The sequence below is a fragment of the Devosia elaeis genome, assembly GCF_001650025.1.
In the GTDB taxonomy this organism is placed as follows: Bacteria; Pseudomonadota; Alphaproteobacteria; order Rhizobiales; family Devosiaceae; genus Devosia; species Devosia elaeis.
On sequence record NZ_LVVY01000069.1, the window covers coordinates 1 to 517 of the forward strand.

Genomic DNA, 517 nt, shown 5'->3' on the forward strand with positions numbered 1-517 from the left:
GGTGATGTGGTCATAGCCCGGCGCAATATCGGTGGTCAGCGGGCCCAGCGTATAGAACGGAGCCTCGCCGCATTCGCGCAGCTGCTTGTCCATGTTCTCCTTGATCTTGTGCATCGGGACGTGCCCGGGACCTTCGATCATCACCTGGCAGCCCTTGTCCCAGGCGACCTTGGTCAGCTCGCCCAGCGTTTCGAGCTCGGCGAACTGCGCTGCGTCATTGGCATCGGCAATCGAGCCGGGGCGCAGGCCGTCGCCGAGTGAAAACGACACGTCGTATTTGGCCATGATGTCACAGATGTCGCCGAAGCGTTCGTAGAGGAAGCTTTCCCTGTGATGGGCGAGGCACCAGCCGGCCATGATGGAGCCGCCGCGCGAGACGATACCAGTGACGCGTTTGGCGGTCAGCGGTACATGGGCGAGGCGCACCCCGGCATGGATCGTGAAGTAGTCGACACCCTGCTCGCATTGTTCGATCAGGGTGTCCGAGAACACCTCCCAATCGAGCCTGGAGGGATCG

The 517-nt window shown here is 62.3% G+C and carries 1 protein-coding gene; it reads right to left on the minus strand.

Annotation, left to right across the window (positions count from 1 at the left end; genetic code table 11):
• Window positions 1-517: phosphomethylpyrimidine synthase ThiC (locus tag A3840_RS06030; RefSeq protein WP_205633341.1), on the minus strand; the 517-nt coding region annotated here is incomplete at both ends.